General features: G+C 47.4%; 5 protein-coding genes and 1 pseudogene. 2 read left to right on the plus strand and 4 right to left on the minus strand.

All coding sequences use genetic code 11. The features are described from left to right. Positions 1-13 precede the first annotated feature (13 nt). Positions 14-1801 carry a thioredoxin domain-containing protein gene (locus BUC50_RS06340; protein ID WP_286677251.1) on the plus strand — a complete coding sequence of 596 codons (1788 nt, stop codon included), beginning with the start codon at positions 14-16 and terminating at the stop codon, positions 1799-1801. 25 nt (positions 1802-1826) lie between these two features. Here the strand turns inward: BUC50_RS06340 and BUC50_RS06345 are convergent, their stop codons facing one another. Further along, a complete protein-coding gene (locus BUC50_RS06345) occupies positions 1827-2432 on the minus strand; it encodes a DedA family protein (RefSeq protein WP_213700136.1) in 606 nt (201 codons plus the stop codon). A gap of 5 nt (positions 2433-2437) precedes the next feature. Further along, entirely contained in the window at positions 2438-3811 is a 1374-nt protein-coding gene (locus BUC50_RS06350; RefSeq protein WP_273015070.1) for an MATE family efflux transporter, read from the minus strand. A 122-nt stretch (positions 3812-3933) separates the two neighbouring features. Between BUC50_RS06350 and BUC50_RS06355 the strand changes: the two genes are divergently transcribed. Beyond that, positions 3934-4605: a hypothetical protein gene (locus BUC50_RS06355; protein ID WP_213700134.1), complete on the plus strand. Its 672-nt coding sequence runs from the start codon at positions 3934-3936 to the stop codon at positions 4603-4605. 63 nt (positions 4606-4668) lie between these two features. Here the strand turns inward: BUC50_RS06355 and BUC50_RS06360 are convergent, their stop codons facing one another. Together BUC50_RS06360 and BUC50_RS06365 are read right to left on the minus strand one after the other, a co-directional pair. Continuing rightward, positions 4669-6312 (minus strand): dipeptidase, encoded by a 1644-nt coding sequence (locus BUC50_RS06360; protein WP_273015071.1) that lies wholly within the window; start codon positions 6310-6312, stop codon positions 4669-4671. A 56-nt stretch (positions 6313-6368) separates the two neighbouring features. Next, positions 6369-6600: pseudogene (locus BUC50_RS06365) on the minus strand (succinylglutamate desuccinylase); the annotation flags it as partial.

Raw genomic sequence — 6600 nt, forward strand, 5'->3', positions numbered from 1 at the left:
TAGAGGTGTTGTGATGAAAAATAAGGAGAACAGATTAATTACTGAAAAAAGCCCATACCTTCTCCAACATGCCCATAATCCTGTAGATTGGCATCCCTGGGGTAAAGAGGCTTTTGCAAAGGCACTGGAAGAAAATAAGCCTATTTTCCTCAGCATAGGATATTCCACCTGCCATTGGTGTCACGTGATGGAAAAAGAGTGCTTCAGCGATGAAGAAGTGGCTCAGCTTCTGAATGATGCCTGCGTTTCCATAAAGGTCGATAGGGAAGAACGCCCTGATATTGACCATGTCTGTATGGCAGTAAGCCTGATTATGAACGGGAGCGGCGGCTGGCCATTGAACCTTTTTCTCACACCCAATGGGAAACCTTTCTTTGCCGCAAGTTATATCCCTAAAGAAACTTCGGGCCGGATCCCCGGCCTTATGGACATGGTTCCCCGGGTCAAATGGCTCTGGCTGATGCAAAAAGAGGATGTGCTTACGTCTGCGGAAAGCATTATGAATGCCCTTGAAAAAGGGATGGCTAATCAAAAGGGGACATGCCCTGACAGAAACTCAGCAAAGAAGGCTTTTCAGGAATTGAGCCGAAACTTTGATCCTTTGTGGGGTGGTTTTTCGAAAGCTCCAAAGTTTCCAATGCCCCCCGTTCTTCTTTTCTTACTTGAATACGGCAAGATTTTTAAAGAGGAAAAGGCCATCAAAATGGTTGAGAAAACACTTGACTGTATGGCTGTGGGGGGCATACGGGATCATGTGGGAGGCGGATTTGCCCGATATTCTACAGATAGAGAGTGGAAGATTCCCCATTTCGAGAAAATGCTTTACGATCAGGCTCTTCTTCTCAAGGCCTATACAGCGGCCTGGGAAATGACAGGCAGGGATATATACAAGAAAATAGCCTTTGAAATAGCCGCTTATGTTCTGCGAGACCTGCGATCCCCGGAAGGAGTGTTCTTTGCAGCGGAGGATGCCGATAGTGAAGGAGTGGAAGGACGTTTTTATGTGTGGACAGAAGAGGAGATCCGCAGGCTGGTGCCTTCAGAGGACCGTCAGCTTTTTTTACAGGCCTATGACATTCATGGGGAAGGCAATGTCCTGGCTCTCTCGGCTTCACTTGAAGAACTTGCCGCCACATATAATATTGAGCTTCAAAAACTGGATCAAAGCCTACAAAAATCCCGAGCCCTGCTCTTTGAAGCGAGAAACAGGCGAGTACGGCCTCACTGTGACAGAAAGATTCTAACGGACTGGAACGCCTTGATGATTGAGGCCCTGGCCTTTGCTGGGCGGATCTTTGAAGAAAGGCAATTCATAGAAGCTGCCCGAATTGCAGTTGATTTTCTTCTGGAAAAGGCTGTTTATCAAGAAAAAGAAGTTTACCACTCTGTGGCTGGCGGCAAAGGCCATATTCCGGGGTTGCTCAACGATTATGCCTTCTTCATCAGAGCTCTTTTAGAGCTGGAAGAAGCAACAGGGGAGGAGGGCTATGGTGAGAAAGGGATGAGGCTTCTTCGTTCCATGAATGATATTTTTTACGACCCGAAACGGGGCGGATATTTTATGAACTCGGGCTTAGATGAGCTTCTTTTCTTCAGACCGTGGAGTGGGGAAGATGGCGTTATGGTTTCAGGAAATTCCGTTGCCATGATGAATCTGTTGCGCTTCAATAAGAGAACGGGCAATAAAGAATATTATGAAATGGCTCGTGGTATAGGCGAAGCTTTTGCTCAAAGCGTTCAACAGGTTCCTGCGATGTATACTCATCTTCTTGTGGCAACTCTTGCATTAAGTGACGAGTAGTCCCTGTACTGGGGCGTATTCTTGCCTACCGGGATTTTTTCTGCTTCACACGGAAGACATAAAGCCCCCCCAATAGAAGGCAGAGAATAATAGCCAGAATAGTGACATTATGAAGATATTGGGAGACTAGCTCTTTATTATTCCCAACCCAATATCCTACAAAGGCGAGAACAGCAACCCAAAGGCCAGAGCCAATGGCTGTGAAAAGGCAAAAAGGAAAAAGGGGCATACGAGAAAGACCTGCGGGGAGGGATATATACTGTCGTATCCCCGGCAGCAGGCGGCCGATAAGAGTGCTGATGTGGCCATGTTGGGCAAAAAACCCATCAGCCTTATCCAGGGTTGATTCGCTGATAAAGAAATATCGTCCATACTTCTGAAAGAATGGCCGTCCAAATCGGAGAGAAATCCAGTAATTAAAGAGCGCCCCGAGAATGCTTCCCAGAATTCCCATAAAAATTACAAGAAAAAGGTTCATTTCCCCTAGAAAGGCTAAATACCCGGCAGGGGGGATTACGACTTCACTGGGGAAGGGAAAAAAGGAAGACTCAAGGAACATGAGGCAAACTATGCCTAAATATCCGAGTTTGCCAATTGTTATTACAAGCCATGTTACTGCAGCTTCAAGCATGGAATCTATTCTCCTTTATTCAGCTGTGCCTTTTCCGCGCAGAGAGTTGAAAGCCTTTTTATATCCTTTCTGTAAAGAACCAGCGTTATTATAGCGGCTAGTATGTCAGAAATGGGAAAAGCTGTCCATATCCCAAGCAATCCGTAAAAATACGGAAGGAAAAGAACGAGGGGGATAAGGATCAATACTTGCCGAAGCAAGGATAAAAAGAGGGCGGGAACAGTCTTGCCAATGGCCTGGTACAAACCTGAAGCCATGACCTGAAACCCTATAAGGGGAAAGCCGATGGCCATATATCTGGAAGCGCTGATTCCAAGAGGCAGAACCTCCCGATTGTTAGTGAATAGAGGGATCAGTAGCTGGGGAGCAAAAAAGAGAAGAGATCCCGTTAGGGTACAGATGGCTGATGAGATAGCAATAGAAAGCTTCATGGCTGTAGTAACCCTGCAAAAAAGTCTTGCGCCGTAGTTGTACCCTACTATGGGAAGAAGCCCTTGGACAAGGCCGAAAACAGGCATGACAGCAAACTGGGTTATTCGAAGGAGTATCCCCATGGCAGCTATGGCAGCATCGCCACCCCAGAAGACAAGCTGGCGGTTGATGACCACCAGTGAGATACTTGCGGCTCCCTGTCTGAGGAATGCGGACAGGCCTATTGCTGTCACTTCGTATAGAATCTTATAGTTAGGCCGCATGTTTTTGAACAGGAAGGGAACTTCGCTTTTCCCTCTAATGTAATACCAGCCTAGCCATAGGGCAGAAGATGTCTGAGCGATGACAGTAGCAATAGCGGCTCCTTGAATGCCCATTCCAAACCCGAAGATGAATATGGGATCAAGAACAATGTTAACCCCTGCGGAAATGAGCATGGTTATCATGGCGAAGGAAGCTTTACCTTCAGCGCGAACAGCATTGTTGCAGGCTATGGAAAAGGCAAAAAAGACAGATCCCAGAAACAATATTTTCATATAAGCGGCTGCAAAGGGCAGAATAGCATCTGTAGCTCCGAAAATCCGAAGGACCGGTTCCAGAAAATAAAGTCCAAGAGTTGCCACTATAGCACTAAAAACTAGTGTTGCGCCCATAAGATTCCCTAAAGTTTTTTCTGCTTTGTCCCTATTTTTTTCACCGAGACTTCGTGAGATAATAGAGGCACTGCCAACTCCAATAACTTGAGCTGTTGCCATAATGATCATTTGAATGGGGAAAGCGATGGATATTCCGGCAACGGCCAGCATCCCAACGCCCCGCCCAACGAAGATCGCATCCACGACATTATAAAGAGCCTGGGCGATCATTCCTGCCATGGCGGGGAAAGATAGCTTCGGAATCAGTCGAATAACAGATTCTTTCTCAAGAAAAGATGATTCGTAAGCCATCTAGGTCCTCCTATTTCAAAAGATTTTTTTAAGTATAGCAGACCAGTAATTCAGCGCTTGTGGAGACAAGGCTAGTGCGTTATATTATACAAATTGTTTCTCGGGAAGGGGGTATGTGAACGATGAAGAACCTTCCATACTGGAACGTTAATCTTGATTTGGATATCGCGTCGTGGCTGCCAATGGGGATGGATTATCGGCCCGTATCGGTGAACCATCTTTATAGCGGTGAACTTGTTGCTCTGGCATCTCTTTCCTTGTCCCTTGGAAGTGAACTTTTTTGCCTCTCCAGCCCACGCATTGGCTTTGCCGGGCCATTCCTTCGGGATTGTATGATCATTCCAGGGCGGGGAAAAGGATTGTCTTTAGGATTTACGGCAGTGTTCGGTTATTCTCAATCCATGGAGGATCTTGTAGCCCGTCAAACAGAAGGAGATTTTGCCATTCGGGCAGGGGTGTCTCTTTGCAATTTCAGGAACAGGTCCATGCTTTTAGGCAGCTTTAAAGCGATTGTTCTTGCCAGTTCCACTCCTTTTTTCGATGACGAGGAGTTTTTGGCAAAATTGATTGCGGCCATGATGAAAGAAAAAGGCAATCTGAGTTTCAGCTATTTTGCCGAACAGTTTGGGTATTTGCGCTTCGCTATTCCCTACGAAACCGATGATCCATTGGATCTTGAGATCAGCCGCCTTCTCTATGAAATGGAATTCGACGAAACCAGAGAGGCTGTAGGTCCTTCTCCTGAAGAACCTTTCCCTACCCCCTTGGGGGTAATAGTGAAATTAGCGAAATAATATTTGGGGAATCAAAAAGGGACTGCTGAACATTCCTGCAGCCCCTTTTTGATCTGTAGAAACCTATTTCTTGGGTTCGGATTCCTCTATTCCGAAACCAACAGCCTTAAGCCACTCTGTAGGGTATCCTACAGAATCCTGCTTCCCGTCGGGGTAGGTAATATATCCGTCAGAATATTTGCCGACGAGCTTCCAGCTCAATTTCCACCAGCCGTCAACCACCTTGTTGATGCTGTCGTTCGTGTATTTCGTGAGGTAGGCCTTGGCCTTTTCAGGACTCTCTTTGTAGAGGGCTGCAGCTTCTTCATCTACAACTGTCTGGTACATGAAGAACTCGTCTTCGTAAGCCTTCTGGGCTTCTTTAATATCCTTGATCATATAGCTGAACTTGAGATCAGCCCAATTGGAAACAAAGTTGAATGCCCACCATGCGGAGTTCCTATCGAATTCTGCCCGTTTCCCCTCAGTAATGCTCTTTGGTAGGGATGTTACGCCAGCGTAAATAGGCATGTACACTGTGGAATGAGGAGCGTCTTCTCCGAACCACAATATGCCGCCAATAGCATCGGGCAGCCAGTCCCGTGCTTGAGCTACGAAGCTGTAGGAGCAGCGGAACATAGATATAGCCCGGGTCCAGTCAACGTTCTGTTTGTCTTCTGGTCGTACACTACTAGGAGTTGGGTAGCGGTTGGGGTTTCCGAAGGGGCCGGCTGCCATTCCCTGGGTGAGATCAAAGCGAGTCCCCTCGAGGTAATCCCGCTTCACAGCCATAAGGTCCCTTACAGAAATCTTCTTGTCAGGTTTTATCATTAGAGGATACATTTCAGCCGCATCTTCTTCGATCTTGAGGGAGGGGGCAAGAAGGCTGATGACTCTCCACTCGCGGCGCTGCTGGTAATAAGGAGTCCCATAGGGGACAGGATTGTATATTTTGTGGAAAACAAATTTTTCGCCCTCTTTCCACCAGCCCATTTCTTTCGCGAAATCTTTTACACTGGAAGAATATATGAAGTTTTCTTTATCATCCCAGTGGATTTCGCCAATTCGGGAACGGTTTGCTGTTACGGTGAAACAATCATCGGGCACGCGCTGGGCAACCCATATGGCGCCGGGCTTGCCGCTTTCAGGGGTCCAAAGGGGACCGGGGCCGCAAATATCGAACATCCAGGCTTCATTTTTGTCGATAACGGTCAAAGTCTCGCCGCCATCGCCATAGCCGTACTTTTCAGCAAGATCGCCCATAACCTGGATCGCTTCCCGGGCTGTTTTGGCGCGCTGAAGTGCGAAGACCTCAAGCTGCTCGATCATCATCCAGCCAGCGTCACAGAAGTTCTCATCCCGTCCGCTCCAGGTATCTTCGCCTATGATGAGCTGATGTTCATTCATGAAGGGATACCCTACGTGGAAATAGGTGTACGTTTCTTCGAGCTGAGGAATTTCTCCAACCTCGACCAGGGGTTTGTCTGGTCGGGTTCCATGGCATATTTCTTTATAGACAGGAGTCATTTCTCCTGCTTTATGAGTTTCGCCGGGGATGACCCTGACACGGTTATCATACCAGCCGTCGCACGTATGAGTTACCATGACAGATCCGTCAACAGATGCTTTTTTCCCCACCATAATGGTGGTGCATGCAGACGCCAGTGTACTGGTGAGGAAAATAGCAAGGACCACAGTTGTTACTATCCTGAGCATCCTGGAATTCATACTCTTTCCCTCCTTGTTTAGTAGTGGTGCCATTCCGAAAACCAATTATCTTTTCACTAATCGTAGAAGACCTTCTCAGGCGGAGCTTGCTTTGGATCATGGAAATATGTCCCCAATGTGTTCTCTATAACCTCCGTATATCCCGGCACCCCTGAGATAATGACAGCGCGGTCAGGAGCTTCCAGTGAATAGAATTCAAGCATCTTCTGGAAGGTCGAGGAATGACGCCCCACCCGCACATCGATGGGCCAGCCCCGCTCGTCGATGGGAGCATAGAGCAACTTGTGC

Origin of the sequence: Aminobacterium sp. EBM-42 (assembly GCF_001896635.1) — a bacterium.
Taxonomy (GTDB): Bacteria; Synergistota; Synergistia; order Synergistales; family Aminobacteriaceae; genus Aminobacterium; species Aminobacterium colombiense.

Excerpts from the sequence above, each read along its gene's own strand:
- BUC50_RS06360 (WP_273015071.1), bottom strand. The coding sequence starts at position 6,312 with ATGAATTCCAGGATGCTCAGGATAGTAACAACTGTGGTCCTTGCTATT.
- BUC50_RS06345 (WP_213700136.1), bottom strand. The coding sequence starts at position 2,432 with ATGCTTGAAGCTGCAGTAACATGGCTTGTAATAACAATTGGCAAACTC.
- BUC50_RS06340 (WP_286677251.1), top strand. The coding sequence starts at position 14 with ATGAAAAATAAGGAGAACAGATTAATTACTGAAAAAAGCCCATACCTT.
- BUC50_RS06355 (WP_213700134.1), top strand. The coding sequence starts at position 3,934 with ATGAAGAACCTTCCATACTGGAACGTTAATCTTGATTTGGATATCGCG.
- BUC50_RS06350 (WP_273015070.1), bottom strand. The coding sequence starts at position 3,811 with ATGGCTTACGAATCATCTTTTCTTGAGAAAGAATCTGTTATTCGACTG.